General features: G+C 63.0%; 24 protein-coding genes and 2 riboswitches. Of the genes, 15 read left to right on the top strand and 9 right to left on the bottom strand.

Going from position 1 to position 24953, the window contains the following annotated elements; genetic code table 11:
• The first annotated feature begins 67 nt into the window (after nucleotides 1-67).
• Nucleotides 68-256: riboswitch (cobalamin riboswitch) on the top strand.
• Between the two features lie 105 nt (nucleotides 257-361).
• Entirely contained in the window at nucleotides 362-634 is a 273-nt protein-coding gene (locus BUB53_RS11055) for a hypothetical protein (protein ID WP_229709533.1), read from the top strand.
• Here BUB53_RS11055 and BUB53_RS11060 read toward each other — a convergent pair.
• The 3 genes from BUB53_RS11060 to BUB53_RS11070 all read right to left on the bottom strand — a co-directional run bounded on the left by BUB53_RS11060 (nucleotide 631) and on the right by BUB53_RS11070 (nucleotide 3345).
• The gene (locus tag BUB53_RS11060; RefSeq protein WP_073034818.1) at nucleotides 631-1932 is read right to left on the bottom strand and encodes an ArgE/DapE family deacylase; all 1302 of its coding nucleotides are present in this window, start codon (nucleotides 1930-1932) and stop codon (nucleotides 631-633) included. The genes BUB53_RS11055 and BUB53_RS11060 overlap by 4 nt on opposite strands.
• 281 nt (nucleotides 1933-2213) lie before the next feature.
• Nucleotides 2214-2435, bottom strand: coding sequence for a DUF1127 domain-containing protein (locus tag BUB53_RS11065; protein WP_073034819.1), 222 nt, complete (start codon nucleotides 2433-2435; stop codon nucleotides 2214-2216).
• Nucleotides 2436-2811: 376 nt separating this feature from the next.
• Nucleotides 2812-3345, bottom strand: a complete 534-nt coding sequence (locus BUB53_RS11070; RefSeq protein ID WP_073034820.1) for a peptidoglycan-binding domain-containing protein — start codon at nucleotides 3343-3345, stop codon at nucleotides 2812-2814.
• Between the two features lie 213 nt (nucleotides 3346-3558).
• Between BUB53_RS11070 and BUB53_RS11075 the strand changes: the two genes are divergently transcribed.
• Nucleotides 3559-3882: a 2Fe-2S iron-sulfur cluster-binding protein gene (locus BUB53_RS11075; RefSeq protein ID WP_073034821.1), complete on the top strand. Its 324-nt coding sequence runs from the start codon at nucleotides 3559-3561 to the stop codon at nucleotides 3880-3882.
• 347 nt (nucleotides 3883-4229) lie between these two features.
• Here BUB53_RS11075 and BUB53_RS11080 read toward each other — a convergent pair whose 3' ends face one another.
• On the bottom strand, nucleotides 4230-5123 hold the full coding sequence (locus tag BUB53_RS11080) for a bestrophin family protein (protein WP_073034822.1): 894 nt from the start codon (nucleotides 5121-5123) through the stop codon (nucleotides 4230-4232).
• Nucleotides 5120-6385, bottom strand: a complete 1266-nt coding sequence (purD, locus tag BUB53_RS11085; protein ID WP_073034823.1) for a phosphoribosylamine--glycine ligase — start codon at nucleotides 6383-6385, stop codon at nucleotides 5120-5122. The genes BUB53_RS11080 and purD overlap by 4 nt, the downstream gene beginning before the upstream one ends.
• A 73-nt stretch (nucleotides 6386-6458) precedes the next feature.
• On the opposite strand from purD, the gene xseA reads away from it, so the two are divergent.
• Nucleotides 6459-8045 carry an exodeoxyribonuclease VII large subunit gene (gene xseA, locus BUB53_RS11090; RefSeq protein ID WP_073034824.1) on the top strand — a complete coding sequence of 529 codons (1587 nt, stop codon included), beginning with the start codon at nucleotides 6459-6461 and terminating at the stop codon, nucleotides 8043-8045.
• 81 nt (nucleotides 8046-8126) lie between these two features.
• On the opposite strand, the gene BUB53_RS11095 is transcribed toward xseA, so the two are convergent.
• Nucleotides 8127-8525, bottom strand: a complete 399-nt coding sequence (locus BUB53_RS11095; RefSeq protein WP_073034825.1) for a hypothetical protein — start codon at nucleotides 8523-8525, stop codon at nucleotides 8127-8129.
• A gap of 216 nt (nucleotides 8526-8741) precedes the next feature.
• Between BUB53_RS11095 and BUB53_RS11100 the strand changes: the two genes are divergently transcribed.
• Genes BUB53_RS11100 through ftsY form a run of 3 tightly spaced genes read left to right on the top strand, consistent with a single transcriptional unit; the run spans nucleotide 8742 to nucleotide 12483 of the window.
• Complete coding sequence (locus BUB53_RS11100; protein WP_073034826.1) at nucleotides 8742-10427, top strand: NAD(P)H-dependent oxidoreductase subunit E; 1686 nt, start codon at nucleotides 8742-8744, stop codon at nucleotides 10425-10427.
• Entirely contained in the window at nucleotides 10424-11047 is a 624-nt protein-coding gene (locus BUB53_RS11105; protein ID WP_073034827.1) for a lysoplasmalogenase family protein, read from the top strand. Before BUB53_RS11100 ends, BUB53_RS11105 begins: the two co-directional genes overlap by 4 nt.
• A 59-nt stretch (nucleotides 11048-11106) precedes the next feature.
• Nucleotides 11107-12483 (top strand): signal recognition particle-docking protein FtsY, encoded by a 1377-nt coding sequence (gene ftsY, locus BUB53_RS11110; RefSeq protein WP_073034828.1) that lies wholly within the window; start codon nucleotides 11107-11109, stop codon nucleotides 12481-12483.
• A gap of 1 nt (nucleotide 12484) precedes the next feature.
• On the opposite strand, the gene BUB53_RS11115 is transcribed toward ftsY, so the two are convergent.
• The gene (locus tag BUB53_RS11115) at nucleotides 12485-12997 is read right to left on the bottom strand and encodes an MgtC/SapB family protein (protein WP_073034829.1); all 513 of its coding nucleotides are present in this window, start codon (nucleotides 12995-12997) and stop codon (nucleotides 12485-12487) included.
• Between the two features lie 75 nt (nucleotides 12998-13072).
• Between BUB53_RS11115 and BUB53_RS11120 the strand changes: the two genes are divergently transcribed.
• From BUB53_RS11120 to BUB53_RS11130, 3 genes are all read left to right on the top strand, one after another.
• Nucleotides 13073-13975, top strand: coding sequence for an EamA family transporter (locus BUB53_RS11120; protein ID WP_073034926.1), 903 nt, complete (start codon nucleotides 13073-13075; stop codon nucleotides 13973-13975).
• Nucleotides 13976-13989: 14 nt separating this feature from the next.
• Nucleotides 13990-14595, top strand: coding sequence for an inner membrane-spanning protein YciB (locus BUB53_RS11125; protein WP_073034830.1), 606 nt, complete (start codon nucleotides 13990-13992; stop codon nucleotides 14593-14595).
• A gap of 90 nt (nucleotides 14596-14685) precedes the next feature.
• Nucleotides 14686-15321, top strand: coding sequence for a hypothetical protein (locus BUB53_RS11130; protein WP_143163192.1), 636 nt, complete (start codon nucleotides 14686-14688; stop codon nucleotides 15319-15321).
• On the opposite strand, the gene BUB53_RS11135 is transcribed toward BUB53_RS11130, so the two are convergent.
• Complete coding sequence (locus BUB53_RS11135; protein WP_229709535.1) at nucleotides 15318-16151, bottom strand: alpha/beta fold hydrolase; 834 nt, start codon at nucleotides 16149-16151, stop codon at nucleotides 15318-15320. The genes BUB53_RS11130 and BUB53_RS11135 overlap by 4 nt on opposite strands.
• A 230-nt stretch (nucleotides 16152-16381) precedes the next feature.
• Nucleotides 16382-16460, top strand: a riboswitch (SAM riboswitch).
• A gap of 62 nt (nucleotides 16461-16522) precedes the next feature.
• Here BUB53_RS11135 and metZ point away from each other — a divergent pair.
• The 6 genes from metZ (at nucleotide 16523) to BUB53_RS11165 (ending at nucleotide 23160) form a co-directional block, all read left to right on the top strand.
• Nucleotides 16523-17716, top strand: coding sequence for an O-succinylhomoserine sulfhydrylase (gene metZ, locus BUB53_RS11140; RefSeq protein ID WP_073034832.1), 1194 nt, complete (start codon nucleotides 16523-16525; stop codon nucleotides 17714-17716).
• 96 nt (nucleotides 17717-17812) lie between these two features.
• Nucleotides 17813-18913 carry a GTP cyclohydrolase FolE2 gene (folE2, locus tag BUB53_RS11145; RefSeq protein WP_073034833.1) on the top strand — a complete coding sequence of 367 codons (1101 nt, stop codon included), beginning with the start codon at nucleotides 17813-17815 and terminating at the stop codon, nucleotides 18911-18913.
• A 201-nt stretch (nucleotides 18914-19114) separates the two neighbouring features.
• Complete coding sequence (locus BUB53_RS11150) at nucleotides 19115-19498, top strand: hypothetical protein (protein ID WP_143163193.1); 384 nt, start codon at nucleotides 19115-19117, stop codon at nucleotides 19496-19498.
• Between the two features lie 124 nt (nucleotides 19499-19622).
• Complete coding sequence (locus BUB53_RS11155) at nucleotides 19623-19850, top strand: hypothetical protein (protein ID WP_073034835.1); 228 nt, start codon at nucleotides 19623-19625, stop codon at nucleotides 19848-19850.
• Between the two features lie 208 nt (nucleotides 19851-20058).
• The gene (locus BUB53_RS11160; protein WP_073034836.1) at nucleotides 20059-21507 is read left to right on the top strand and encodes a TrkH family potassium uptake protein; all 1449 of its coding nucleotides are present in this window, start codon (nucleotides 20059-20061) and stop codon (nucleotides 21505-21507) included.
• A gap of 54 nt (nucleotides 21508-21561) precedes the next feature.
• The gene (locus BUB53_RS11165; RefSeq protein ID WP_229709536.1) at nucleotides 21562-23160 is read left to right on the top strand and encodes a 5-guanidino-2-oxopentanoate decarboxylase; all 1599 of its coding nucleotides are present in this window, start codon (nucleotides 21562-21564) and stop codon (nucleotides 23158-23160) included.
• A 15-nt stretch (nucleotides 23161-23175) separates the two neighbouring features.
• On the opposite strand, the gene BUB53_RS11170 is transcribed toward BUB53_RS11165, so the two are convergent.
• On the bottom strand, nucleotides 23176-24924 hold the full coding sequence (locus tag BUB53_RS11170; RefSeq protein ID WP_073034837.1) for a serine protease: 1749 nt from the start codon (nucleotides 24922-24924) through the stop codon (nucleotides 23176-23178).
• Between the last annotated feature and the right edge of the window lie 29 nt (nucleotides 24925-24953).

Consider the following 24953-nt stretch of genomic DNA (forward strand, 5'->3'; position numbering starts at 1 on the left):
TGGTTGCGGCATGTCGGTGACGGGCCGGAAATGGCGGTTTCACAGCTTGCAAGATATCGAGGATTGCGCCACAGTCAGGCTCCGAGGTGCCCGCATCATGCGGGAGAATTGGGAAGCCGGTGAAACTCCGGCGCTGCCCCCGCAACGGTAAGGATGGGGGATGCGGCACAAGGCCACTGGACGCGTGAACAGGTCCGGGAAGGCGCTGCATCCGATCCCGCCAAGCCCGGAAACCAGCCTTGGACAAACGTCAAGCTGCGGAGGGCGGTGCGGACGAGGGAAACCGGGCGTCCGGTTTCGTTTCGTTCACAAGGTCCTTTGCCCCAGATTGGCCCGGGGTGTGGCCGAAGGAGTGAACGAAATGAGTGCAGGTCGCATTCTGAGCGGATTGGAAACCAGCGACGCAACCGGGGCCGAGGCCGAGGCGGTGGCGCGCATGGGATTTCTGGAATGGGTTTTCGCGGAACCGGACGCGGTGACCGCACGGGCGGCGCGGGTCGCGCTGGACTGTCCGGAGGCGCGCAATGCCGTCAGCCCGGCGGCGCAGGCCTTTGTCGGGTTTCTGAAACAGGCCGGAAACGGCGGCGCCGCGCGCCCGGTGCGCCGCAGGCGGCGGGCGATGGCCCTGCATTAACCGCCGATCTGTCGCAATCCGCACCAGTCGGCGATGAACAGGGCGATCACCTCGGTGCAGCGTTGCATCGAGGCGAGGTTCACCTTTTCGTCAAAGCCGTGGATGCTGTCGGCTTCGGGGCCGTAACACAGGCTGGGGATGCCGTGGTAGAGCCCGTAAAACCGCGTGTCGGTCAGGGCCGTCCATGACTGATCTTCGGGCTTGGCCTCTCCCGTGGCGGCGGCATGGGCGCGGGCCAGCGCGGCCTCGGGGGCGTCGGCGTTTTCGAGCGCGTAACCATCGGCCATGAACCCGGTCCATTCGATTTCGGGCGGGGTGTCGCGCAGGAAGGGGTGGTTGGCGGCGGCTTTTTCGACGGTTTCGACGATTTGCGCGCGGCGCGCGTTCACGTCATCGCCCGGCAGCAGGCCCATGCGGCAATCCACGTCACACCAGGCGGGCAGGCTGGAGGTCCAGTCGCCGCCCCTGATCATACCGGCGTTGAAATTCAGCGGATGCGCGACATCGCGGTAATACGGGTGATTGGCGGCCTCGGCATTCCAGTCGCTCTCCATGTCCTGAAGCGCGTTGATGAGGTGCATCGCGGCGGTGATCGCGCTGGAACCGGTGCCGGCATAGGCCACATGGGCCGGTCGCCCGCGCACCTTGAGGCGGAACCAGATCGCGCCGACCTGCGCGCGCACCAGCCCGAGGCCGGTGGGTTCGGGGATGAAGGCGCAATCGGCGCGATAGCCGCGCGCCAGGGTGGACAGCGCGCCGAGGCCCGAGCTTTCCTCTTCGACGACCGAATGGTAATGCACCCGGCCCGCCGGGGCATGGCCCGCCCGGCGCAGGGCATCGACGGCGAACAGGGCCGCGACCTTGCCCGCCTTCATGTCGCCCGCGCCGCGCCCGTACATCCATCCGTCGCGGATTTGCGGATCATAGGGGGGCGTTGCCCACATTTCATGCGGGCCTTCGGGAACGACATCGAGATGCCCTTGCAGAATCAGCGAGCGCCCGTTGCCGGTGCCGGAGTCCAGCGTGCCGACCACCGAGCGGATATGCGTGACCTCGCCGTTGCAATCGCAAAAGCCGGGCTGGTCCCGCAGCGCGGTTGTCGGGACGGTCCAGTCATCCACGTCCCAATGCCGTTCCTTCAGGGCCTTGGCCATGAAGTCGAGCGCGGGGTCTTCCTGTCCGCGTGTGCTGGGGATGCGGGTGAAATCGGCGAGAAATTCGGTTTGCCGCTCAAATCCATCGGCGACGGCGTCGATGATGTCCTGACGGATCGAAGGGGTGTCGGCGGAAAGGCTCATGTTTGCTGTCCCGTGTTGTTCGCCGGGATACGAGCAGGTCGGGCCACTCTCCGTCAAGTGTCTGGCACAAAAAAGAAAACGGCGACGCCAGGGAGGAGGAGAGGCGCCGCCGTTCCATCTTACGAGCGGCCCAGGGAGGAGGAGAGGGCCTATCGCAATCTTGTGGGTCTGGATCGACCCGGGTCTTTAGGGCGGCGGCTCCTAAGGGAGGAGGAGGGGAGCCGCCGCCATTGACAGGTGCTTCAGGGAGGAGGAGAGAAGCACCTGAACTCGAAAAATCTTTAGTTCTGAATGCCGTATACGGCTTCCAGTGCGGCCGAGCGCAGGCCCGAGCGGTGCAGGCCAAGATCGGCCAGCGAACGGTCGTCGAGCTTCTGCAATTCGTTCAGAGTGGCGCGATAGATGCGGTAGTCGGAAAAGCGTTGCATCAGGTGATGCAGAGCGGCACTGATTTCCAGTCCGAGGCCGGTTTCCGTTGCGCGGGTGTAGTTTGCGAAAGTCATCGTCTTGCGTCCGAATTTGAGTGGTGAACACCGTTTGGGTGTATGTCTTTCTGTTGACCTCAAGATACGCCAATGCTGCGCGTGCACAATACCCCGCGTGATCAATGCTGCTATGCAGAAAATGCATAAGAAAAGCTGACCTAAGGTTAGGCAATTATTTGATTATTTAGGCAGTCGATGAACGATTGCATGCACAGGATCGGCCTTTGCGCCGTTTTAATGAGCAGAGCGCACAGTACAAAGGCGGTTTCGAAGGGATTACGACAAAGCCGCCAACAGATGGCTGTGGTGTTTCGGTCACAATGCCATGCGGCAACTGCGAAAGGATTTGCGAATCGACGGGCCGGTTCAGGCCGAATCCAGCGCTATACGACGCTCAGTCGGGAGACTGCGGGTCTGCGACGACGGCAAGGCCCAGTTGCCGGGCGGTCGCCAGCGACAGGATACCCGAATCGAGCCCCTGCGGCGCCTGAAACGCCCGGATGGCGGCGCGGGTGCGGGGCTCCATGCGGCCCGTGACCGGGCCGCGGTAGTGGCCCCGCACCTTGAGCGCCCGTTGCAGCGAGGCGACGAAATCGGGGGTCAGTTCGCGGGCGCAGGGGGTTTGAAACCATGTCACCTTGCGTTCGCGCAGGATCGCCTGATGGGTTTCCGTTTTGTAGATCGCGGGTTGGACCACCGTGCCGTCGTCGAGAACCTGCGCCGGTTGCATCAGGACTTGCCGGGTCTCGGTTTCGATCACGGCGGGAGCGGTATCCTTGCCCCAGCAGGTGCCGGGGGGCGCACCCGGAGGGGCCTCTTGCAGCGTCTGCACGATCTCGGGGTCAGTCACCGCCGACGGCCGGTCCGGATTGCAGGCCATCAGCAAGCCACAGGCCAGCAAGACGGGAAAGGCGGTGCGGGAGATCATGCTCGGGCCTCGGAGGCGTTGTTTTACAATACCCTAGCGGTTTTGAGCCCGACAGGAAAGCCGGGCTGTGCGGCGCGCGCCGGGGAACAAAGTGAGAATATGCGGATTTTGTCGCATCTCTTTTCCCGAAAGGTCGCAAATGGGGCTGGTCTGGCCGGGTCGGCTTGTCTAGGTAACGGGCGTGTCTGCCACATCAAGGGAGAACAGGAGTTCATGGCGAAGATCACCTATATCGAGCATAACGGGACCGAACATGTGGTCGATGTGGCCAATGGCCTGACCGTGATGGAAGGCGCGCGTGACAACAATATTCCCGGCATCGAGGCGGATTGCGGCGGTGCCTGCGCCTGTTCGACCTGCCATGTCTATGTCGATCCGGCCTGGGTGGATAAACTGCCCGCCAAGGACGACATGGAAGAGGACATGCTGGATTTCGCCTATGAGCCCGATCCCGAACGTTCGCGCCTGACCTGCCAGCTCAAGGTTACCGATGCGCTGGACGGGCTGATCGTCCGGATGCCCGAAAAACAGATCTGAGCGATGCGGGCGGGGCCAGCGATTGCAGGCCTTGCCGTGCTGTTCGTCAGTGCCGCCACGCCGCTTGCCGCGCGGGATATAACCAGGCCGCGCGGATCGGACCGCCGGGCCAGGGTAGGCCGCTTTCCGCGATTCCGTATCTGCCGGGCCCGACAGGGTTTTTGAAGATACACGCCCAAGGCTGGCGGACCTCGACGGCGCCGGGCTGACGCGGGACAGATCATCGCGCGCGATCTCGGTCCTTATGCCGGACCGGACAGCATGACCGCCGCGCACTCCTGCCGCTGATCTTCACCGTTCCGGAAATACTCCGGGGGTGCGGGGGCTGGCCCCCGCGATATCCGTGGTCAACTCAGGTAATAGTTGTCGGGTTTCAGAGGAGGCGGGGCCTCGACCCCCAGATGCGGGGCCATGCTGATTTCGATCGTGCGGCACATGGCATCCAGCGGCAGGCCGTTCACCGTTTCCCCGAAGGGGTGGGCCAGTTCCTCGGTTACTTCGGCCAGACCGAAGAACACATAGGCCACCAGGCAGACGAAAAGCGGGGTCAGCCAGCCAGCGGTGTCCATCAGCGCGAAAGGCAGCAGAAGGCAATAGAGATAGGTCGTGCGGAACACGAGCAGCGAATAGACGTAGGGCAGCGGCGTGGCGGCGATGCGCTCGCACCCGGCCTGCGCCAGGGCGATGCTGGCCATGCGTTCGCCAAGCGCCTTGAGGCCGAAGCCGTCGGTTTCGCCTGCGGTCCTGGCGGCCTGCAATTCCTGCGCCATGCGGTTCAGCGCGCCGCAGGGCGGGTGCGGCGCGGTGCTGAAGTTTTCGGCAGACCAGTCCTCCACGCCGCTGTGGTCGCTGAGCCCGCGCAACTGAATGCGGTGGTGATGGATGAAAGCCAGCGCCAGCCGCTGAATGCGTTCCCGCCGGGCGGGGCTTTCGATGAAAAGCTCGGTTTCGCGGGCCAATGTCCGCATATCGGCCACCAGTTGCCCCCATAACCGGCGCCCTTCCCACCAGCGTTCATACGCGGCGTTGTTGCGAAAGCCCAGAAACAGCGACAGCGCTATGCCGAACACCGCAAAAGCGGCGGGGTTGGTATGAACCAGAGTGAAAACGTACTGGTCTATCGCAACCAGCCCTGCCGCGATCAGCGACAGGCTCAGGATGCGGGGCAGGATGGCGGGAAGGACCGAGCCGCGCAGCGCAAAAAGCAGCTGCATGATGCCCGGCTTGTCACGCAGGATCATCCAAGCGCACGCCAGCCGATGTCGCGGCGGCAGAAGCCTTCGGGCCAGTCGATGCGGTCGACCATGGCATAGGCGCGGTCACGGGCCTGTTCGAGCGAGGCCCCGCGCGCGGTGACGTTCAGCACCCGACCGCCCGAGGCCAGGATCTGCCCGTCCTTTTCGGATGTCCCGGCGTGAAAGACCATGTGGAAACTGTCCTCGGCGCAATTGTCCAGCCCCTTGATCACGCTGCCCTTTTCATAGGTGCCGGGATAGCCCCTGGCGGCCATCACAATGGTTATGGCATGATCGTTGGCCCAGTTGACTTGCGTTTCGGCGATCCGTCCTTCGGCGGCGGCCTGCATCAGGTCCAGCGCCTGCGCGCCGAGGCGCATCATCAGCACCTGGCATTCCGGATCGCCGAAACGCACGTTGTATTCCACCAGACGGGGCTGGCCGTTTTCGATCATCAGCCCGGCATAAAGCACCCCCTGATAGGGCGTGCCGCGCCGGGCCATTTCGGCCAGCGTGGGTTTGACGATTTCGTCGAGCGCCTTTTGCGCGATCTCGTCGGTCAGCACCGGGGCGGGGGAATAGGCCCCCATGCCGCCGGTATTGGGGCCGGTATCGCCCTCGCCGACGCGCTTGTGGTCCTGCGCGGTGCCGATGGGCAGGGCGGATTCGCCATCGCAGAGCACGAAAAAGCTGGCCTCTTCGCCGGTCATGAATTCTTCGATCACCACCTCGGCACCCGCCGCGCCGAACTCGCCGCCGAACATATCGTCGATGGCGGCCAGCGCCTGATCTTCGGTTTCGGCCACGATCACGCCCTTGCCGGCGGCCAGCCCGTCGGCCTTGACGACGATGGGCGCGCCCCGGGATCTGACATAGGCTTTGGCGGCTTCGGCATCGGTGAAATGGGCATAGGCCGCCGTGGGGGCGTTTGCCGCATCGCAGATGGCCTTGGTGAAGCTTTTCGAGGCTTCCAGCTCCGCTGCGGCCTGCGAGGGGCCGAACACCAGCAGCCCGGCATCGCGCAGCCGGTCGCTGACGCCTGCGGCCAGAGGGGCTTCGGGGCCGACGATGACGAAGTCGATGGCGTTGGCCTCGCAGAAATTGACCACAGCCGCGCCGTTTTCCACATCGAGGCTGGCGCATTCGGCGATCTGTGCGATCCCGGCATTGCCCGGCGCGACGATCAGCTTGTCGCATTTGGGGTTCTGCATCACCGCCCAGGCCAGCGCATGTTCGCGCCCGCCGCCACCGAGGATCAGGATATTCATGCCGCCACTCTCCTGCTTGGCCTTGCCTGACAGGCGTTCTAAGGTGGCGCGCAGGCAGACACAAGGCGCAGGCATGTCCGATCTGATCGACGATCCCATGGAAGGCGAAAACGCCCCGGAATTTTCAGTCTCCGAGATTTCGGGGGCGGTGAAACGCGTGATCGAGGGTGAATTCGCCCATGTCCGGGTCAAGGGTGAGGTCGGGCGCGTCAGCCGCCCGCGCTCGGGGCATGTGTATCTGGACCTCAAGGACGATCGTGCGGTGCTGGCCGGGGTGATCTGGAAAGGGGTCGCGTCGCGTCTGTCGGTACAACCCGAGGAAGGCATGGAAGTGGTCGCCACGGGCCGGCTGACCACGTTTCCGGGGCAGTCGCGCTATCAGATCGTGATCGAGGATATCAAACCGGCGGGCATGGGCGCGCTGATGGCCATGCTGGAAAAACGCAAGGCGCAACTGGCCGGTGAGGGGCTGTTCGCGCCCGAGCGCAAGCGCCCCCTGCCGTTCCTGCCCGAGGTGATCGGGGTGGTGACTTCGCCTTCGGGGGCGGTGATCCGGGATATCCTGCACCGGCTGCGGGATCGTTTTCCGCGCAAGGTGTTGATCTGGCCCGTTGCCGTGCAGGGCGAGAAATGCGCACCCGAGGTGACGCGCGCCATTGAGGGGTTCAACCGGCTGACGCCCGGCGGTGCGCTGCCGCGTCCCGACCTTCTGATCGTGGCGCGGGGCGGGGGCAGTATCGAGGATCTGTGGGGGTTCAACGAGGAATCGGTGGTGCGCGCGGCGGCGGCCAGCGAGATACCGCTGATTTCCGCCGTCGGGCACGAAACGGATACGACCCTGATCGACTTTGCCGCCGATCAGCGCGCGCCGACGCCCACGGCGGCGGCGGAACTGGCGGTTCCGGTGCGGCTGGACCTGCTGGCGTGGCTGGATAATCAGGAGGCGCGTCTGACCCATGCGCTGACCTCGGGCGTCACGGCGCGTGGCCAGCGGCTGCGCGATCTGGCGCGCGCCTTGCCCCGCCCCGAGCGTCTGCTGGACGGGCCGCGCCAGCGTCTCGATGCGTGGTCGGATCGGTTGCCTGCCGCGTTGACGCGTACCGTGCAGACCCGCCGGGTGCGGCTCTACGAGGCGTCGGGGGCCTTGCGCCCCGGTACGCTGCAATCGCGGCTGAGCGGGCGGCAGGACTGGTTGAAATCGTGGGGTGCGCGGCTGGACCCGGCGCTGCTGCGCGGCGTTGCGGCCAAGCGCGAGGCGCTGGATCGCCGGGCTGACCGGCTGAATCTGCGGCCCATCGAGCGCGATATCGCGCAAAAGAAGGTTCAGCTTGGGCAGATCAACCAACGATTTTCGGATGCGGCCACGCGGCAGACCAAGGGGTGGCGCGACCGGATTGGCGGATTGGACCGGCTGCGCGAAACGCTTGGCTACAAGGCGACGCTGAAGCGGGGTTATGCGGTGGTGCGCGGCGATGGCGACGTGGTGACCACCAAGGTTGCCGCATCCAGGGCAGAGGCTTTGGAGATCGAATTTTCCGATGGCCGCTTGTTGCTGGACCGGGAGGCCGGGGCTGAAACCTCGGGGACGAAACCGGCACGCAAGGCCGCGAAACCGGCCAAACCGAAAGCCGATCCGCCGGATCAGGGCAGTTTGTTCTGAATGGTCTGAATTGTGCGGTTTTTGTAAGAATTTTGCGTATAGCTGTGGATGTGAGCGTATTTAAGATCGCATATGTGATGCTCAAACGCCGATTTCAGGGCCTGGACATTCCAGTGGTTCCGCACTTTTCTCGACTTCGTACAGTTCGGTTTCGCTGTCTTCCGACACGAACCGGGCGATCAGGCCCGAGGCGCTTTGCGTGAAGCTCCAGCATTGCGGCTCGAGGCGGTCTTCGTAGACGAAACAGATCAGCCCGTCCTGTTCGAACCAGCGCCCGTCCTTGCATTCGCCGTCCAGAAACGACCAGCGCACGCGGCGGTCGGACAGGTATTCCTCGGCCCCATAGGGCGCGCCCTGACTGGCGTAGTAAAAGGTCTTGCCACGGGTGTAGGCATCGAACGCCTCGGCGCTCATAACGGGATCGGCGCGCAAGGGCGTGGCGGACAGGAGCAGGCAACAGGCGAGTGCGGTTCGTTTCATGCGGCCAGTCTGGCAGAGAGATCGCCCGCAGGCCAGATATTTGCAACAGTTGAGCGGGGGTAGGCAGAATGACCCCGATATGCGCATTATAGGAAACACCGTATAGGATTTCGCCTCTGCGCGAACGCTTCCAGTAGCGCAGGTGTCGCTTTTGATCAGGCGAATGGATGGCCGGGGCGGTATCTGATGGCTCGAACCGGATCAGGGAACAGGCAAATGGCATTGGATGATCGCAAGGGCGTCTGGAAGTCGGGCAAGGGCAAGGGGCGTGTCACGCCCAAGGGCCGCCAGTTGGACGATCAGGCGATAGACGATCTGCGCGCCCTGGTGGGCGATGGCCCGCTGCGCCGTGATCTGCTGATCGAGTACCTGCACCTGATTCAGGACGAATACGGCCATTTGTCCGCAGCCCATTTGCGCGCTCTGGCCGAGGCGCTGCGCATCGCACAAGCCGAAGTTTACGAGGTGGCGAGTTTCTACGCCCATTTCGACGTGGTGAAAGAGGGCGAGACCCCGCCGCCCGCCCTGACGATTCGGGTGTGCGATTCGCTGAGTTGCGAGCTGGCGGGGGCCGGGCAATTGCAGCAGGCGCTTGAGCAAGGCCTGGACCCGGCACAGGTGCGGGTGCTGCGCGCGCCGTGCATGGGCCGCTGCGATACGGCGCCGGTGCTGGAGATCGGCCATAACCATATCGACCACGCCACGCCGGAAAAGGTGCAGGCGGCGATTGCGGCGGGCGACACCCATGCGCATGTGCCGGAGTACGAGGGGTTGGAGGCCTATCGCGCGGAGGGTGGGTATGACGTGCTGTCCCGGCTGCGCGAGGGCGGGGATTTCGAGACCGTGCAGCAGGAACTGCTGGATGCGGGCCTGCGCGGGCTTGGCGGTGCGGGCTTCCCGTCGGGGCGCAAATGGGGGTTCGTGCGGGCCGAGCCGGGGCCGCGTTATTTGGCCGTGAACGGTGACGAGGGCGAGCCGGGCACCTTCAAAGATCGCTTTTACCTCGAGCGGCAACCTCATGTTTTCCTTGAGGGAATGCTGATTGCCGCTTGGGCGGTCGAGGCCGAGACATGTTTTATCTACATGCGCGATGAATATCCCGCTGTTCTGGACATCCTGCGCCGTGAGATCGCCGCGTTGGAACGGGCCGGGATCGTCGAGCCGGGTTATATCGAACTGCGCCGCGGCGCGGGCGCTTATATCTGCGGCGAAGAATCCGCGATGATCGAATCGATCGAAGGCAAGCGCGGCCTGCCGCGTCACCGTCCGCCCTTCGTGGCGCAGGTGGGGATTTTCAATCGCCCGACCCTGGTGAACAATATCGAGACGCTTTATTGGGTGGCGCGTGTACTGCGCGAGGGCGGCGAGATCCTGTCCGGCGTCGAAAAGAACGGGCGCAAGGGGTTGCGCTCTTACTCGGTGTCGGGGCGGGTGAAAAATCCGGGCGTGCATCTGCTGTCGGCCGGGTCGACCATCACCGATATCATCGAGGCCGCCGGGGGCATGGCGGATGGGCACAGGTTCAAGGCGTATCAGCCGGGCGGTCCGTCCTCGGGGCTGCTGCCCGCGTCGATGAACGATATCCCGCTGGATTTCGATACGCTGCAACCGCATGGCACGTTCATCGGGTCGGCGGCCGTGGTCGTTCTGTCGGACCGGGACAGCGCGAAACAGGCGGCGCTGAACATGCTGCGGTTCTTCGAGGATGAAAGCTGTGGGCAATGCACGCCCTGCCGGGTGGGCTGCGAAAAGGCGGTCAAGCTGATGCAGGCTGACAGTTGGGATCAACCGCTGCTGGAAGAACTGTGCCAGGCGATGGGCGATGCGTCGATCTGCGGTCTGGGGCAGGCCGCGCCCAATCCGATCCGGCTGACGATGAAGCATTTCCCTGACGAGATATGATCGGTGTGCTGGCGTCCGTCAGCGGAGTCACCGCTCTGCTCTATGGGGGATGGTTTTGTTTTCGTGACCCGTCGCTGTTGCGTTCGGCCATAAAAACTGGGGCCATTGGGGCGCTTGCCGTGTTGGCATCGTTGCATGGGGCCCCTGTTTTGCTGGTGTGCGCTCTGGCCCTGTCCGCGGTTGGCGATCTGGCCTTGTCGCGGTCGGGCGAGCGCGCCTTTCTGGTTGGCCTGTGCAGTTTCGCCCTGGCGCATGTCGCCTATATCGCGCTGTTTGCCGGGTTGGGGAGCGGGCTGCCGCCGCTTTTGCCCGCAATCGGGCTGATCCTCTATGCGATCGCGTCGGAAATCTGGCTGGCCCCCCATACCGGTGACATGAAATGGCCCGTGCGGGTTTACGTGGTGCTGATCACCCTGATGGGGCTGGCCGCGCTGACGCTTCCCGGCGGGCTGAACGTGGCGTTGATCGGGGCGGGGGCGTTCATTGCGTCGGATACGCTTCTGGCCGTTCAGTTGTTTTGCCTCGATCCGGCCAGCCCGTTGCACCGGATTATCAGCCCGGCCTTGTGGGTGTTGTATTACGGCGCGCAGGGGCTGATCCTCTGGGCGGTTCTTGGCTGAGTCTTCCATCTGCCGCCGTTCCGCATTAGGTGAAAGAAAAGCATCGGTGTGGGGGACGCATGGCGTTTTTCAAGAAACTCAAGGATCGGTTGTTCAAGTCGTCGTCGAAGATCGAGGACGGTCTGGACGCGATTGTCGAAGACGGCGGGGAAGAGGAAGAGGCTGAAACCCCGGTTGCCGCGCAGCCCGAGCCCGAAACGCCCCCCGAACCCGACCCTGAACCTGACCCCGAGCCGACGCCGGAGCCAGAACCGGTGCCCGAACCGGAACCGGAACCCGAGCCCGCACCAGAACCTGCGCCGCAACCGGAGCCGATGCCCGTACCGCCCCCCGAACCGGCACCGCAACCGGAACCGGCCCCCGAGCCGCGCCCGCAGGAAGTGCCTGCGCCGCCTTCGGAAGTTCCCGCGCCTGCGCCAGCCGAGATGCCGGATGCCACCCCTCAGGAAGCCCCGGTCCGGGCGCCCGAACCGCAGCCCACGCCTGCGCCGCTGGAAATTCCCATTCAGACGCCGGAGAGCGATGTCTCAACGGCCAAGGCGGAAAAACCGGGTATTCTGGGCCGTCTTCTGGGGCGCAAGGAGGCAAAGACCGTCATTCGCCGTGTGCTGGATGACGACATGCTGGAACAGCTGGAAGAGTTGCTGATCACCGCCGATATGGGCGTGGATACCGCCCTGCGCGTCACGGCCAACATGGCCGAGGGGCGCATGGGCAAGAAACTGTCCACGCAGGAGATCAAGGAACTTCTGGCCGGGGAAATCAGCCGCATCATGGAGCCTGTGGCGCGGCCCATGCCGCTTTATCCCAGGACGCCGCAGGTGGTGCTGGTCGTGGGGGTCAACGGATCAGGCAAGACAACGACGATCGGCAAGTTGGCCAGCCAGTTCAAGGCCGCCGGGAAATCCGTGGTGATCGCTGCGGGCGATACGTTTCGCGCCGCAGCGGTGGAACAATTGCAAATCTGGGGCGACCGCGCCGGAGTGCCGGTGCTGACCGCGCCGGAGGGTTCGGACCCGGCGAGCCTGGCGTTTGACGCGATGGAAAAGGCGCAGGCGGACGGGGCCGATCTGTTGATGATCGATACGGCGGGCCGTTTGCAGAACCGCGCCGACCTGATGGAGGAACTGGCCAAGATCGTCCGCGTCATCCGCAAGAAAGACGAAACCGCGCCGCATAATACGCTGTTGGTGCTGGACGCCACGACGGGCCAGAATGCGCTGAGCCAGGTCGAGACCTTCCAGAAACTCGCCGATGTCAGCGGTCTGGTCATGACCAAGCTGGACGGCACCGCCAAGGGCGGGGTTCTGGTGGCGCTGGCCGACAAGTTCGGTCTGCCCATTCACGCCATTGGCGTGGGCGAGCAGATCGACGATCTGGCCCCGTTCGACCCCGAAGAGTTCGCCGCCGCGCTGACGGGACTGGAGCGGGAATGAGTCACTCCGGGGGTGTCGGGTTGTTGGTGCCCAGCCATTTTTCGAACAATCTGAGCACCAGCAGCACGACCAGCACAATCAGTGTTGCCATAACGGCCAGGGGAATCTGCCCCGATCCGCAAGCCAGGCCGATGGCCCCGGCCAGCCACATGGAGGCACCGGTTGTGATGTTGTGCACCTCGCCCCTGGACGTGAAGATGGTCCCGGCGGCCAGAAAGGCGACACCGGCGGTCACCGCCTCGATCAGGCGCAAGGGATCGACGCGCAGGGCTTCGTCGTCGCCGAACGGGATCGTGGCCAGTTGCTGGCTGACGATGATGAACAGGCAGGCGGCCATCGACACCAGCATGTGCGTGCGCAGCCCTGCCGGTTTGCGCAGCCATTCGCGCTCCATCCCGATGATGCCCCCCAAAAGCAGGGCCGCCGTCAGGCGCGCGGCGGAAACAACCGGGGGCACGCCGGAAAATGTGCCGGTGAATTCATTGGTGAAAGCGTCGAATGAAAATTCGTACATGCGGCCTCGAAATCGTGGTCATGGCAGGATCTGGCAACCCTATCACGAAATGCAAGGGGTGGCAGCGACATGACGCTGAGCGACTGGCTGCTCTCGCTGGAAGGGACGGAGGCAGGGCATCAACTGGCCCTTGCCCTGGCCGTGCTGGCGGCGCTGTTGCATGCGGTTTTCGGGGCCTTGCAGAAGGGGAAGCATGATCCGTGGCTCAGCCGTGGCGCCATCGACGGAAGCTATGGGATCATGGCCGCGCCTTTCGCCCTGTTCGTGGTGCCGTGGCCGGAGCCGCATATGTGGCCGATCTTCGGCTGGGTGTTCCTGATCCATCTGAGTTACAAGATCCTTCAGGCACAGGCCTATACCAAGGGGGCCTACACGGTGGTCTATCCGGTGGTGCGCGGCACCAGCCCCTTGTTCACGGTGGTCGCGGCGTACCTGCTGTTTTCCGAAATCTTCACGCCGGTGCAATGGCTGGGCGTTGCGGTATTGCTGTCGGGGATATTCGGGCTGGCCGTCTATAACCTGCGCTATCTCGAGGTGAACCGCGAAAACCTGCCGTCGGCTCTGATGCTGGCCGTGGCGACGGGGTTGTTCGTGGCGCTTTACACGACATATGACGCCTATGGCATCCGCGCTGCCGCCGATCCGTTTACCTTTCTGGCGTGGTTTTTCATGCTCGACGGGGTGGTTCTGCCGATCTATGCCTTTCTGCGGTGGCGGGCGATGCCTGCGCGGCCTGCGCCGGGGCCATTGTTCCTGCGCGGAATCGTGGGCGGTGTGGTGGCGTTCTTTTCGTTCGGGTCGATCCTGATGGCCACGCGGCTGGACAAGGTGGGAGAGGCGGCGGTGTTGCGCGAAACCTCGACCGTGTTTGCGGCCCTGATCGGCTGGCTGGTGCTGAAGGAAACAGTGGGACCGCGCCGGATCGCGTTGATGACGTTGATCGCGGCTGGCGCTGTGATAGTTGAAATGGGCGGATAACAAAGAGGCCGGACATGAGCGAGCGCAAGATCAACCCGATGCTGAAAACAGGGCTGGAACTGGGCCCGATCCTGGGCTTTTTCGCTGCTTACCTGTGGCTCAAGGATCGGATTTTTACCATCGGCGGAACCGAATACGAGGGGTTCATCGTCGTTACCGCAGGGTTCATTCCGGTATTCCTTCTGGCGATGGGGCTGTTGTGGTGGCTGACCGGGCATTTGTCGAAAATGCAGGTGGTCACGGCGGTGCTGATCGTGGTGTTCGGGGGCATGAGCGTGTGGTTCAACGATCCGCGGTTTTTCAAGATGAAGCCGACGATCATCTATGTGCTGTTCGGCGGCGTTCTGATGGCCGGATTGTTGCGTGGCCAATCCTGGCTGCAATACGTGATGGAGGGCGTCATGCCGCTGACCGATCAGGGCTGGATGATTCTGACCAGGAGGCTGGCAGCGTTCTTTTTCGGCCTTGCGATTGCCAACGAACTGGTCTGGCGCCTGATGAGCGAAGAGGCCTGGGTTTATTTCAAGACGTTCGGCCTGACGGCGGCGATTTTCCTGTTTTTCATGGGGCAGGGCCGGTTGTTTCGCGATCATGGAACGCAGACGGACGATAACGGCTGACGTTACGTCACTTGCGGGCGGCTGTGAATTTCGTGGAAAACTCACACGCTGGTCGGGATTTCGCCAGATTTCGCCCGTATCGCGAGAGGTATGATTAAATCGACCTCCACCCGGTTGTGGTTCGCCGCCACCTCGATTCCGCCAATCCGGCCGGAGAATCTCCTTCCCCTCGTCATGATGCTGATCCTCTGGATCGTCATGCGCCAGACCGGCTTTTCCGAAGAGCGCGCATTTGTATCGTCGGTCGTGCTGGCCGAGGTCTACACGATCTGGCGGAACCTGCCGAATGCAGCGTATAGCTTGCGCAAGGTGCGTGAAGGCAGGCCCGCTCTGCTGCTCTGGCCGGTGCTGATCATGGTTTTGCTGGCAGGTGTGCAACTGGCGTTGAATGATCCTTTGGTGACGCAGCGCGTGGTGACGGGCTTTTGCTGCTTTTTCCTGATCATCATGTTTCTTGGTATGCGGCGTGAACAGGATCTGCTGGAGCGTATCGTGCCGACACAGGGGGCCAATGCGCAACCGGTTCAACGGGTCAGCCTGTTGCGGGTGAATGCGCTTGCCGCGGCGGTCGTGATCATCGTCAATGAAATGCTGGTCGCTACGGAAACCCTGGCCGTCTGGATCACGGTGATCCCGGTGTTCGTGCTGTTCCTGCATGCATTCTACTGGTTCATGGTCCTGATGGTGCTGCCCATGGAAGAGCCGCTGGACGAAGGGGCGGCCTAGGGAAGGGCCGCCGTTTCCGGCGTTGCCACGGGCAGGATGCGCGGTGCAAGTTCCCGCAGCCGCGTCCAGTGCGGATCGGGCTGGTATGGCAGGGCGGTGCGCAATTTGCTTATCGGCCAGTCGTCGGGGTGGCGCAGAATGTCACGGTAAAACGGAAATACTCCGGGTCGCAGATAGGCGGACCAGTGACAGATGCGCGTTTTGGCGGGGGCGATCGAAAACCCTGCCCGTGACAGCCGGGTCAGCGTCGCGGGATGATCCAATTGCAGGTTCAGTGTGTTGGGCAGGTCAGGCAGGCCACGCCCCAGGCTGCGGTTCTCGCGGAAACGGGCAGGCGGGATCAACCGCTCCAGCAGGAAGTCGAACAGGTCGTTTTCGCGTGTCGTGACATTGATGATTTCGGCGGTGCGCCCGGCATCCGTGGACAGCGCGGCCTTTGCGGTTTCGATGTACTCCGCGCCACACAGGAGGATCGCGCGCCTTATGCTGTCCTCTGGCAGATCGTGCAGGGCGCTCAGGACGACGCGGGCACCAAGAGAGTGCGCGATCAGGTGGATGGGCCTGCCGGGTGCGATTTGATGAATCATGTGGATCAGGCGGGCCAGGGAGTGACCTGCATTTCTGGCCTGTCGGTAGGCCTGCCAGATCGTGCCGCGCCCGGCCCAGCCGAAGGCGATGCCAAGACCTTCGCCGCGATGGCCTGCACCATAGCCAAGGTAACGTGGCCAACTGAGCGTTTTCCAGCACCGGCTGAGTGGCGAAAGCGACAGGATGTGATTATGCGGGCAATCCAGCCCTTGTCCGGGGGCGAACTTGAATCCGTGTGTCATGATGATGATTGGCCCCTGTGCGCGCAAGGCCTGCGTCAGGGATGGACGCAAGGGCCGGGGCGTTCCGTGCAAGGCTGGCCCCTCGGGTCCGGCATTGATTTGCAAAAACGGCATGCGATCAGGTTCCCACAACATCTTGTGGCCTCTCGATAGGAAACACATACGAAACTTTCTTGAAGCGCAGGTTAAACCCGCGTGACGGTGTTGACCTGCAACAGCAGGGCCGCTAATCCGGTTCGCGTGGCGATTTGTTACCGGATTGCGGGCCACGTTAAACAACACCGCTAAAGAGGTCAGGATGAAAGCCCCCTTTCGCTTGACCGCGTCGGGGGTTTTTTTATTGGGGCCTGCATGGCCCATGGAGATCGGATATGGACAGTGAATGGAAAGCACGCACCAAACTGGTGCATGGCGGTACGCGGCGCAGCCAGTGGAACGAGGTCAGCGAAGCGATTTTCCTGACGCAAGGGTTCGTTTACGAAACGGCCGAGCAGGCCGAGGCGCGTTTTCTGAACGCGGGACCGGATGAGTATATCTATGCCCGGTATGGCAATCCCACCGTGGCCATGTTCGAGGAGCGGATCGCGGCCCTCGAAGGGGCCGAAGACGCCTTTGCCACGGCCAGCGGCATGGCGGCGGTCAGCGGCGCGCTGACCTCGATGCTCAGGGCCGGGGATCACGTGGTTTCGGCGCGGGCGCTGTTCGGATCGTGCCTATATGTTCTGGAGGAAATCCTGACGCGCTATGGCGTCGAGGTGACATTTGTCGACGGCACCGATCTGGAGCAGTGGCGCGACGCCATCCGCGAGGACACCACGGCGGTATTTTTCGAATCGGTGGCCAACCCGACATTGGACGTTGTCGATTTGCAGGGCGTCGCGGAAATTGCCCATGCGGTCGGGGCGACCGTCATTGTGGACAATGTCTTTGCCACGCCGGTGTTTTCGCGCGCGATCGAACAGGGGGCCGATGTGGTGGTCTATTCGGCGACCAAGCATATCGACGGGCAGGGCCGCGCCCTTGGCGGCGTGATCCTTGGCACGCGCGACTTTATTCGCGGCACGCTCGAGCCCTACATGAAGCACACCGGCGGGTCGATGTCGCCGTTCACGGCGTGGATCATGCTCAAGGGGCTGGAAACGATCTCGCTGCGGGTCCGGGCGCAGGCCGACAGCGCATTGGCCATTGCCGAGGCGTTGCAGGGGCAAGCCGGGCTGGCACGGGTGATTTATCCGGGGCATCCGTCGCATGCCCAATACGATCTGGTGCAGCGTCAGATGGGCAAGGGCGGCACGGTGATCGCACTGGAGCTTGAAGGCGGGCAACCGGCGGCGTTCCGGTTCCTGAATGCGTTACAGATCGTTCTGATCTCCAACAACCTTGGGGATGCCAAATCCATCGCGACCCATCCCGCAACCACCACCCATCAGCGGTTGCCCGATGACCAGAAAGTGGCGCTTGGCATCACGCCGGGGCTGGTGCGCTTGTCGGTGGGGATCGAAGATACCGAAGACCTGGTGGCCGATATCGTGCAAGCCGTGGCCGCCGCGCAGGCCGGGAAATGATCCGGAGTGTCGGTTCCGGCGTACTTCCTTTCGAAATTGGAAATACGCCAGCGGCGTGATTAGATATCACGGGCACCATAGAGCAAGGGGCCGGAAATGAACGTTCATACGCGGGAACCGTCGGATATGCCGGATCGTGAAGAAGCCAGGGCGGCGCTTGAGCGTCTGCGCGCGTGGGCCGAAAAGGTCACGCCCGAAGAGGTGGCCGATCTCGACCCGGCCATCGCGCGCCTTTTGCCGGGGCGGCAAAGCGTGAACTATCCCGATCTGGTACGTGTGTATGACGACGGGTTCGAAGCGGGCGATGCCTACAGGGCCACGATGCCCGATTTGCAGAATGGCCCCAGCTCGCTGATCCGTGGCGCGAAAAAGCAGTTGCAGCATGTCGGCATCTCGAATTTCCGTCTGCCCATCCGTTTCCATACCCGCGATGATGGCGACCTGTCGCTGGAAACCAGCGTGACGGGTACGGTCAGCCTTGAGGCCGGCAAGAAGGGCATCAACATGTCGCGCATCATGCGCAGCTTTTACCGCCATGCGGAAAAGACCTTCAGTTTCGAGGTGATGGAGGCCGCGCTGGACGATTATATCAGCGATCTGGAAACCATCGACGCGCGCCTTCAGATGCGGTTTTCCTACCCGGCCAGGGTGAAATCCCTGCGCTCGGGGCTGGAGGGCTATCAGTATTACGATATCGCGATGGAACTGGTCGAACGGGACGGTCAGCGGCGCAAGTTCATGCATCTGGATTATGTCTATTCCTCGACCTGCCCGTGTTCGCTGGAACTCAGTGAACATGCCCGGCAGGCGCGTGGGCGGCTGGCGACACCGCATTCGCAGCGTTCGGTTGCGCGCATTTCGGTCGAATCCAAAGGCGATGACATTTTGTGGTTCGAAGACCTGATCGACATCGCACGCAGCGCGGTGCCGACCGAAACGCAGGTCATGGTGAAGCGCGAAGACGAACAGGCGTTTGCGGAACTCAACGCCGCGAATCCGATCTTCGTCGAGGATGCCACCCGGCTGTTTTGCGAGAAACTGCACAATGAGCCGCGTATCGGGGATTTCCGGGTGATCGCCAGCCATCAGGAAAGCCTGCACAGCCATGATGCCGTCAGCGTCCTGACCGAAGGCACGACCTTTGCCGCCGACAGCATCGACCCCAAGCTGTTCAATACGCTGTTTCACGTCGGCTAGGTCGTTTTCAGAACCTCGTTTTTCCGGTTTGCCCGGTTTTTGTGCCATGGAGCGCATTCTTGCGTTTGAAATGGGCGTCTGGCGGTTCTGTCGACCGGCGGAATGGTGCGCGTGGGCGGGACCGGGCCGGTCTGCGTTACCGTTTTGTCATCCGGTGCGGATACGCGTCGGAATGGGCATAACAGGGAAAGGATCATGACCATGACCCAACTTATCACGCCTTTGGCAATATCGGCTGCCGGAATGCGATTGGCAGGGTATGTCATCGAAACCCATATACGTGTGGCGCAGGAATTTGGCCGTGCCGCCATTGGCGCCAATCCTTTCATTCCGGTAACCAAAACGGCGCGCCCAACCGCGAAGGCCGCAGAAACCGCCAGGCCGGCCGCCCCGAAGGTCAAAGCGAAACCACCGGCCCCCAAGGCCGAACCCGCTGTGGCCAAGCGCTCCGGGACGGCGACCGCTACCAAAGCCGAGCCGGACAAACCGGTTGCCGATACCGTAAAACGCCCGCGTCAACCTTCGCCGCCTCCGGCGATGCCTGCCCCGGCGGCCAAGGCCGCAACCACGCCGGGCAAGAGCTGATACCGCGATGTGCGGATTGCGCGAGGTGCAACGCAGGCATGACCAATTGGCGATTGTAAGGTCAGCTTTGATGACCTAACTTCGGGTCAGGGAGGAAACCTGAAAGCCGAAAGCGAGGTTTCCAATGGCAACACTGACCACAAATATTTCCGAGGCACCTGCTGCCCTGCGCAACTGGTTGGCATCAATCGGTACGGCACTGCAATGCGGGCTCGAAGCGCATATGAATGCAGCCTCTCGCCGCGACAAGATCGAAGCGCTCGAAGCGAAAAGCGACGAGGAACTGGCGCAAATGGGTCTGACGCGCGATCAGATCATTCACTATGTCTATCGCGATCTCTTTTACACCTGATCGGTGTTGATCGTATGAGATGCGGGGCGGCCCCGGCGCTGTGGTTGCAAATGCGACATGGCTGGCCGCCCCGCCCGTGCTCCCGGCACGAGGCCGACGATCCCGCGCAGGTCCGCCCGTGGCGCTGACAGCGCTTGTCCGTATTGTCCTTTGTGGCGCGGCAACTGGCGCTTGACACTCTGCCGGGCCAAGGCCAACTCTGCGCCTCATGTTGGATTTGCGCCCTGTTGGATATGTGGTGGGATTATTGGTTGCGACCCTCGGTCTGACCATGTTCTTCCCCATGCTCGTCGATATCGCCGAGGGGCGCGAGCACTGGCCCGTTTTTGCCGAAAGCGCGATCCTGACGATCCTTGTGGGCGCTCTGGTGTCGGTCGCTTGTCACAACCGGGTGGCCGATGCGCTGAATATCCAGCAGGCGTTTTTGCTGACCGTAGGGGTCTGGGTGATCCTGCCCGCGTTCGGAACGCTTCCGTTCATGCTGGGCGAGACGCAGGCCAGTTTTACCGATGCCATGTTCGAGGCCATGTCGGGCCTGACCACAACGGGATCGACCGTGTTCGTGGGGTTGGATGAGTTGCCCAAGGGGTTGTTGCTGTGGCGCGGTATCCTGCAATGGCTGGGTGGCCTGGGGATCGTGATCGTCGCCCTGGCCTTTTTGCCCGTGATGCGCGTGGGCGGGATGCAGTTTTTCCGCTCGGAGGGGTTCGATACCTTCGGCAAGGTGCTCCCGCGGACCATCGACATTTCCAAGGGTGTGCTGAACGTCTACCTGGCGCTCACGCTGATGTGCGCGGTCAGCTATATCCTGTTGGGGCTCGATCCGTTCGAGGCCACGGTACATGCCCTGACCACCGTATCGACGGGCGGATTTTCAACCAGAGACGATTCCTTTGCCGCCTTTCCGGGGCTTCCGCAATATGCCGGTATCGTTTTCATGGTTCTGGCCAGCATGCCCTTTGTGCGCCTGATGCAGGGGATGCGGGGCGACCTCAAACCGTTTTTTGCCGACTCTCAGGCGCGGGCGTATTTTCGATGGATTTTCTACGCCTGCGGGGCAATCGTTTTCTATGAATTTCTGGTGTCTAAAACCCTGAGCGAGGCGGCGGTGCGTGAACGTCTGTTCAACGTCGTGTCGATCTTTTCGGGCACGGGCTATGGCGATGGCGATGTCACGGCGTGGGGGGGGATGCCCTTTGTGGTGCTGATTATCGTCGGGGCGATTGGCGGGTGCACCGGATCGACCGGATGTTCGATCAAGGTGTTCCGCTATCAGCTTCTGTTTCGCGCGGTGGGGATGCAGGCGGCACGGATTTTCAGCCCTCACAAGGTGACCATTCTGCGTCATGACGGGCGTGCCGTGGGCGATGATGTGTTGCAGTCGGTGATCCTGCTGTTCACCACGTACATTCTGTTCTTCGGGCTGTTCTCGGTCGCGCTGGCACTGACGGGGCTTACGATGTCGGATGCGCTGACCGGGGCATGGACCGCGATTTTCAATATCGGTCCGGCCTTCGGGGAACTGGTCGGCCCTACCGGAGCTTTGAATGCCTATCCATCCGAGTCGAAATGGATCATGATCATGGCCATGCTGATGGGACGGCTGGAGGTGGTTGCGGTCGTCGTTCTGTTCATGCCCGTTTTCTGGCGCGACTGAATATTTCGGTTCCGACGCCTGCGATTTTGCGACGAATGACAGGAGTGCTCATAGATGACGATGTCTTCTCGCGGAGCGACACGCCCGCTTGGTGCCCAGATCAGCCATATGTTGAAATCGCGGGGTGTCGATACGGTGTTCGGCATTCCCGGTGTTCACAATCAGGAAATGTATCGTGGAATTGACGAAGCCGGAATCACCCATGTTCTGGCCCGTCACGAACAGGGGGCGGGCTTCATGGCCGATGGCTATGCCCGTGCCAGCGGCAGGCCGGGGGTGGCCTATGTGATCACCGGGCCGGGCCTGTGCAATATCATGACCCCCATCGGGCAGGCCTATTCGGACAGTGTGCCGCTATTGGTGATTTCGTCCTGTCTGGATGAAACGGCGGCGCGGCGCGGGCAGCTTCACCAGATGAAGGATCAGGCCGGGGCGGGGCGCTGTGTAGCGGACTGGTCGGAAACGGCGTTGTCTCCGGGTGCGGCCTATGCGCTGATCGACCGCGCCCTGTCCGAGTTTGAAACGACGCGCAAAAGGCCCAAGCAACTGTCGGTTCCCATTCGCGTGCTGGAGGGCGAGGCACAGGCCGCTGCGCCGACACGGGCGGTTCTGGCGCGGCCTGTTCCGTCAGCGGACGAGATCGCGGCGGCGGCAGATGCGTTGCGCGGCGCAAGGCGCCCTTTGATCATTGCCGGCGGCGGCGCGCGACATGCGGCGGAGGCGCTGAATATGTTGCGGGACCGGCTGGGGGCGGCGGTAATGACCACCTATGCCGGTCGCGGGATTTTCCCGCCCGATTGCCCCCTGTTCTACGGCAGTTTCCTGATGCGGCCCGGTTCGGTCGACGAGATCGCGAAGGCCGATGTGGTTCTGGCCGTGGGCACGGAACTGGCCGAGGTCGATACGTGGCGGGGGCATCTGGGGCACACGGGGACAATGATCCGTGTCGATCTGGATGCCGAGGTGCTGGCCGATCAGCAACGCGCCGAAATCCCCGTGGCCGCCGATTCCCTGCTGGCGGCGGAGGCGTTGTGCGATGCGTTGCCGGAGATGCAGGGCAGCGATTGGAGCGCCGAGCAGGTCGCGGCAAGGCGTGCAGGCTGGCGGGCCGAGGTCGACTCCCGCCTGCCCGGAATCGGGGCCGTCTGCGGACATCTTCAAAACAGTTTGCCGCCCGAAACCATGATGTTTTCGGACATGACGCAGTTTGCCTATGCCGCGAATGAAATATGGGACATACCGCGCCCCGGCCATTGGCATCATCCCAGCGGGTTCGGCACGTTGGGCTATGCTTTGCCTGCGGCTATCGGCGGGGCGGTCGCCCGACCGGGGTTGCCGACCATGTGCATCGCCGGGGATTACGGGTTTCAGTACACGTTGCCGGAACTTGGCGTCGCGGTCGAACTGGGACTGCCGTTGCCGATCCTGCTTTGGGACAATGGCAAGCTGAGAGAGATCGAACAGCACATGATCAGCTCTCAGATCGCGCCCAAGGCGGTCGTGGCGCGGAATCCGGATTTCCCGGCTTTGGCCAGGGCCTATGGCGCCGGGGCCGAGCAGCCGGACAGTCTCGACGCCCTGTCAGGGGCGATCCTCAGGGCGTTCAAGGCCGATGGGCCGACCCTGATCCGGCTCACGCCCGATATCGCCTGACAGGGCTGGCGATCCTCAATCCCAGCAGCTGACCAGAACCGTCATCCCCTTGGCGTGGTCGGTCAGGGCCTCGGGTTGCAGCGGTGCGCGTGCTGCGGGAGATGCCGGGTTGATCCCGGCCTCTTCCAGCACTTTGCGCAATGCCCCGGCGTCCAGGGCAAAGCGCACGCCTTCCGGCAGGGTGCGCCCGTTGCCGCCATCGGGCAGCAGCATCCCCAGCACGGACCCGGCGGCGTCCACGACCGGGCCACCAATATCGCCGTCCAGAGCGTTCAGCGCCAGCCGGTTTATTCCGCTTTCCCCGTCGAGCCCCTTGAGATCGGCCAGTTGCCCGAACGTCACGGTCGGCGCGCCCAGAATGCCGCCGTAGGAATAGCCGGCAACAGCGATTTCCGATTGCAGGCGCGGAACGGCGTTCTGCAACGTGGCCACGGCCAGCGGCGCGAGCGTTTCCAGAGGGCGCAGAACCGCGATTCCAAGGCCGTCCTGTTGAGTGGCGATTTCGGCCTCGTGATCCTGATCTATGGTGATCCGGCGGCAATCCCGAACCACGTCGGCGGTGGTGACGACCATGCCGTTGCCGTCCACGTAAAACCCCGACCGCGACAGGCGCGGCTTGCGGATTTCCAGACCAGAAACAAGGTCGATACTTTGCGTGCCCGCGTTGCCTGCGGTGGGGGCCAGGGCCCCGTCGAGGCGGGCGAAACTTTCCTGCATTTCCCCCAGCAGGCGCGTGCGGCGCTCTTCGTCACCGGCGGGCCAGATCAGGGTAAAGCCCTTGATCTCTCCATCCTGTAGCCAGGCCTGTGTATGCGAGATTACAAGGGCGCTTTCCCCGATCAGGGTGAACGCGTCGTCGTTCAGAGAGCGTGGACCGGTTTCGGGCACGATCTCCAGCGTCTGCATGATGTCATACAGCCCGGCCAGCGTGTTGTTGTCGCCCCGTTGGCTGATCAGCAGAACGCGCGCGTCAACGTCGCCGACTGGCGTGTAATGGGCAAAGGGCGGTTCGTATTTTTCGAACCCGACAATATCGGTGGGCAGTTTGATTTCGATTCCAGCCTCGGGGTCGCGCACGATATCCAGCCCAAGGTCGGCCAGAACGGCATTGTAGTCCTGCAAAAGCTCGGCACGTTGCCGGGTGGTCAGGATACCGGTGCTCTGATAGCCCTGCGCCGCCTGCCAGCGGGCCATCGCCCCGCGCGTGCCCCGGCCAAAGGCCGCGTCGATGCCGCCGTCGTAGAAACCGGCCCATTTCAGCGCTTCCTGCAACTCGGCGCGGTCTTCGCGGGTCAGGATGCGCTCGCTGGCGCGGGCCTCAGCCGGGGTTTCGTCGATCGGGTCGGGGTCGGGAAGGTCGGGAATCGCGGCGTTTTCGGGCGGTGTATCGGATGCGGGCGGCGTAGGAACCAGCGCAGGGCTGGTCAGGAAGTTCGCGCCGATGGGCCAGAATTGTTGGCGATAGTCGTTGTTGTCGGCGATATAACTGTCGCGCGGGATCACGCCCTCGGCGCGATAGACCTGCAGGACACGCGCCGCATCGTCGGGGGAATAGGGGCCAAGCGCGATGGCATACCATCCTCCGCCCAACGAGAACCCGTTCACATCCTCAAGCCGGGTGGCATAGCCGCGGATGCTGTTGCGGGCCTGAGCAAGACTGGGCTGCGCTTCGATCTGGACCCATGCGGTCGGGCCCTGCTGTTGCGCCTGCGCCGTTCCGATCATCAGGATTGCAAACAGCGTTGCCCAAAAAATGCGTGTCATGAATTTCCCTTAATCCTTGCCCGATCGTG

This window comes from Roseovarius pacificus, from assembly GCF_900142665.1.
Classification (GTDB): Bacteria; Pseudomonadota; Alphaproteobacteria; order Rhodobacterales; family Rhodobacteraceae; genus Roseovarius; species Roseovarius pacificus.

Coding starts and splice junctions, on each gene's coding strand:
- BUB53_RS11055 (WP_229709533.1), top strand. CDS start 362: ATGAGTGCAGGTCGCATTCTGAGCGGATTGGAAACCAGCGACGCAACC.
- BUB53_RS11060 (WP_073034818.1), bottom strand. CDS start 1,932: ATGAGCCTTTCCGCCGACACCCCTTCGATCCGTCAGGACATCATCGAC.
- BUB53_RS11065 (WP_073034819.1), bottom strand. CDS start 2,435: ATGACTTTCGCAAACTACACCCGCGCAACGGAAACCGGCCTCGGACTG.
- BUB53_RS11070 (WP_073034820.1), bottom strand. CDS start 3,345: ATGATCTCCCGCACCGCCTTTCCCGTCTTGCTGGCCTGTGGCTTGCTG.
- BUB53_RS11075 (WP_073034821.1), top strand. CDS start 3,559: ATGGCGAAGATCACCTATATCGAGCATAACGGGACCGAACATGTGGTC.
- BUB53_RS11080 (WP_073034822.1), bottom strand. CDS start 5,123: ATGATCCTGCGTGACAAGCCGGGCATCATGCAGCTGCTTTTTGCGCTG.
- purD (WP_073034823.1), bottom strand. CDS start 6,385: ATGAATATCCTGATCCTCGGTGGCGGCGGGCGCGAACATGCGCTGGCC.
- xseA (WP_073034824.1), top strand. CDS start 6,459: ATGTCCGATCTGATCGACGATCCCATGGAAGGCGAAAACGCCCCGGAA.
- BUB53_RS11095 (WP_073034825.1), bottom strand. CDS start 8,525: ATGAAACGAACCGCACTCGCCTGTTGCCTGCTCCTGTCCGCCACGCCC.
- BUB53_RS11100 (WP_073034826.1), top strand. CDS start 8,742: ATGGCATTGGATGATCGCAAGGGCGTCTGGAAGTCGGGCAAGGGCAAG.
- BUB53_RS11105 (WP_073034827.1), top strand. CDS start 10,424: ATGATCGGTGTGCTGGCGTCCGTCAGCGGAGTCACCGCTCTGCTCTAT.
- ftsY (WP_073034828.1), top strand. CDS start 11,107: ATGGCGTTTTTCAAGAAACTCAAGGATCGGTTGTTCAAGTCGTCGTCG.
- BUB53_RS11115 (WP_073034829.1), bottom strand. CDS start 12,997: ATGTACGAATTTTCATTCGACGCTTTCACCAATGAATTCACCGGCACA.
- BUB53_RS11125 (WP_073034830.1), top strand. CDS start 13,990: ATGAGCGAGCGCAAGATCAACCCGATGCTGAAAACAGGGCTGGAACTG.
- BUB53_RS11130 (WP_143163192.1), top strand. CDS start 14,686: ATGATTAAATCGACCTCCACCCGGTTGTGGTTCGCCGCCACCTCGATT.
- BUB53_RS11135 (WP_229709535.1), bottom strand. CDS start 16,151: ATGACACACGGATTCAAGTTCGCCCCCGGACAAGGGCTGGATTGCCCG.
- metZ (WP_073034832.1), top strand. CDS start 16,523: ATGGACAGTGAATGGAAAGCACGCACCAAACTGGTGCATGGCGGTACG.
- folE2 (WP_073034833.1), top strand. CDS start 17,813: ATGAACGTTCATACGCGGGAACCGTCGGATATGCCGGATCGTGAAGAA.
- BUB53_RS11150 (WP_143163193.1), top strand. CDS start 19,115: ATGACCCAACTTATCACGCCTTTGGCAATATCGGCTGCCGGAATGCGA.
- BUB53_RS11155 (WP_073034835.1), top strand. CDS start 19,623: ATGGCAACACTGACCACAAATATTTCCGAGGCACCTGCTGCCCTGCGC.
- BUB53_RS11160 (WP_073034836.1), top strand. CDS start 20,059: ATGTTGGATTTGCGCCCTGTTGGATATGTGGTGGGATTATTGGTTGCG.
- BUB53_RS11165 (WP_229709536.1), top strand. CDS start 21,562: ATGACGATGTCTTCTCGCGGAGCGACACGCCCGCTTGGTGCCCAGATC.
- BUB53_RS11170 (WP_073034837.1), bottom strand. CDS start 24,924: ATGACACGCATTTTTTGGGCAACGCTGTTTGCAATCCTGATGATCGGA.